This window comes from Campylobacter showae CC57C (assembly GCF_000344295.2).
Taxonomy (GTDB): domain Bacteria; phylum Campylobacterota; class Campylobacteria; order Campylobacterales; family Campylobacteraceae; genus Campylobacter_A; species Campylobacter_A showae_B.
This window is the reverse complement of record NZ_AOTD01000246.1, coordinates 1-2,523: the sequence shown is the minus strand read 5'-3', so window position 1 is coordinate 2,523 and position 2,523 is coordinate 1. Positions and strand designations below refer to the sequence as shown.

4 protein-coding genes are annotated in these 2,523 nt (G+C 46.7%); all 4 read left to right on the top strand.

Features of this window, described 5'->3' with window-relative positions; translation table 11 throughout:
• A partial coding sequence (locus H740_RS09950) for an NADP-dependent isocitrate dehydrogenase (protein WP_002953643.1) occupies positions 1-257 on the top strand: 257 nt, incomplete at its 5' end.
• A gap of 12 nt (positions 258-269) precedes the next feature.
• Complete coding sequence (locus H740_RS09945) at positions 270-1,157, top strand: lactate/malate family dehydrogenase (protein WP_002953642.1); 888 nt, start codon at positions 270-272, stop codon at positions 1,155-1,157.
• A gap of 54 nt (positions 1,158-1,211) precedes the next feature.
• A complete protein-coding gene (locus H740_RS09940) occupies positions 1,212-1,925 on the top strand; it encodes an NlpC/P60 family protein (RefSeq protein WP_231679353.1) in 714 nt (237 codons plus the stop codon).
• A gap of 289 nt (positions 1,926-2,214) precedes the next feature.
• Positions 2,215-2,523, top strand: a 309-nt coding sequence (locus H740_RS09935; RefSeq protein WP_002953640.1) for a 4Fe-4S binding protein, incomplete at its 3' end; no start/stop codon positions are given.

Genomic DNA, 2,523 nt, shown 5'->3' with positions numbered 1-2,523 from the left:
CGCGCACGAGCCATTTTTATATCGCGCTTTACTGGGCGAGCGAGCTTGCCGCTAGCGGTACGCAGCTGGGCGACAAATTTAAAATCGTCGCCCAAAATCTCGCGCAAAACGAGAGCGCGATAGTGGCCCAAATAAACGCGGCGCAAGGACGAAAGGTCGATATCGGCGGATACTACAAACCGGATGATAAAAAGGCGAGCGCGGTGATGAGGCCGAGCGCGACGTTTAATCAAATTTTACAAAATCAAATTTTATAAAAAAGGAAAAAAATGAAAATTTCAGTTATCGGAGCTGGAAACGTAGGCGCAAGTGTGGCTAGCGCTATTTTGCTAAGAGGCATCGCAGACGAGATCGCGCTAGTGGATATATTTGGCGACGTGGCGCGCGCAAAGGCAATCGATCTATCTCAGAGCGCGGCGGTTTTCGGTCTGGACGTGAGCGTTGCCGGAGGCGATGATTTTGAGCTAGTTAAGGATAGCGACATCGTGGTAGTGACCGCCGGAAGCCCTAGAAAAGAGGGGCAAACTAGAGAAGACCTGCTACTAAAAAACGCAGGCATCGTAAAAGGCACGGTGGAGAAAATCGCCAAATTTGCCCCAAACTGCGTCATCATAAACGTAACCAACCCGCTTGACGCGCTCACGTATCTAGTCTATAAAACAAGCGGTTTTGATAAAAGCAGGGTGCTAGGGATGGCTGGCGAACTAGACTCCGCGCGCCTAAAATACGAGATCTCTCAAAAAACGGGGCTAAAAAACAGCGCCTTTAGCGCGCACATCATAGGCTCTCACAACGACGATATGGTCGCGCTACAAAGCAACGTGAGCGTGGATCTGGGTGGCGAATTTGACGCGGTAGCGCAGGAGGCCAAAACGGGCGGCGCAAAGATAGTGAAGCTGCTTGGCACATCTGCATACTACGCTCCTGGCGCGGCTGCGGCTAAAATGTGCGAGGCGATAAAAACCGGCAGCGATCAGTGGCTAAGCTGCTGCGTGATAGAGGGCGAGTGCGCGGGCGGTAGGCTCGTGAAGCTAGGCAAGGGCGGCGTGCGCGAGATAAAAGAGCCAAGCGCGGAGGAAAAAGTAGCGCTCGAAAAAGGCGAAGCCCAAACGGCTGCAAATATCAAATTTCTAAAAGAAAGCGGGGTAATCGCGTAGCCGATGTTTGTAAATTATAAAATTAAAATTTACGCCCTATTTTTAGCGGCTTTTATGTCGGGGTGTGCTAACGTTTCGCCAAGTACTCCGAAAAATGAAGCCTCAGCCGTGAAGCTGGCAAAGCAAGGTCAAATCCAGGCTGCGATGCCGATAGAGAAAAGTCAAATTCAAGTTGCGACTCCGCTAGAAAAGAGTAAAATCCAAAACTCGGTAGTCGAGACGACGCAAAGTAAAGTCAGCAACCGATTTGACGTGAAAGAAAAAGCCCTGCTTGACCTTATACAAAAGTATGTAGGCAAAAGGGACGGCGGCGACTGCTCGGGCTTTGTGACGCTTATAAATAAAAAATTTAACCGAGATTTTTTTGATGAAAAAGAGCTTGAGAAATTTTACACAAAGCGCGGTTTAAAAAGCGAAGCGATGTTTAAGCTTTACGAGAGTAAAAATTTGATCGCGTTTGATGATCCGCAGGTCGGAGATTTGATATTTTTCAACAACACGACTAGAGGCACGAAAAATAACAAAAAAGCCAAAATCGTCACTCACGTAGGCATCGTAAGCAGTGTCGAAAAAGACGGCACGGTTGGCTTTACGCATCATACCAAGGGCAAAAACATGGTGGATTTTATGAATCTAAACGACAAAAACACACGCAAAAAAGGCAAAAAAGAGCTAAACTCCTATGTCGTATCTTGCAAAAATAACAATACGTCGTGTCTTGCGTCGAACAGATTTTCGGGATTTGGCAAAGTGGGCGTGAGGGACTAAAATAGCAATAAATTTGGCTGTTTTGAGTCTTAAAATTTACCGCCGTATCCGTATAATTTCGTCATCAAATTTACGGATCGGCGGCGGCAAATTTGACTTCTAAATTTTACTCTACACCGAATTTACAGCAATATCTCCAAAAATCACAAAACATCCGCACGGGCGTTTCAAATTTGCTCGTTTTCATACAAAAAATCTCCAAATTTTATTTTACTATCCGATTTAAATACCAAATTTAACTTAAATACTATAAAATTATCGTTACGAGTTAAATTTGATAAGGAAAAATATGCTGATAAAAACTGACGCCCCCGTCTGGGTCGATATCTCGCGCTGTAAGGCGTGCGATATCTGCGTGAGCCGCTGTCCTGCGGGCGTACTGGCGATGGCCGTCGAGCCGCGCGCGGTGCTAGGCAAAACGATCGAAGTGGTATATCCGGAGGCCTGTATCGGATGCAGAGAGTGCGAGCTACATTGCCCCGATTTTGCGATTTACGTGGCGGAAAAGGGATTTAAATTCGCCAAACTACCCGCCGAAAGTAAAGAGCGCGCTACCGCCGTAAAAGAGAATAAATTTGAAAAATTAGAGGCGGGACAA

Bases quoted from the DNA above. Each gene is read 5' to 3' on its own strand.
- H740_RS09945 (WP_002953642.1), top strand. From the start codon at position 270: ATGAAAATTTCAGTTATCGGAGCTGGAAACGTAGGCGCAAGTGTGGCT.
- H740_RS09940 (WP_231679353.1), top strand. From the start codon at position 1,212: ATGTCGGGGTGTGCTAACGTTTCGCCAAGTACTCCGAAAAATGAAGCC.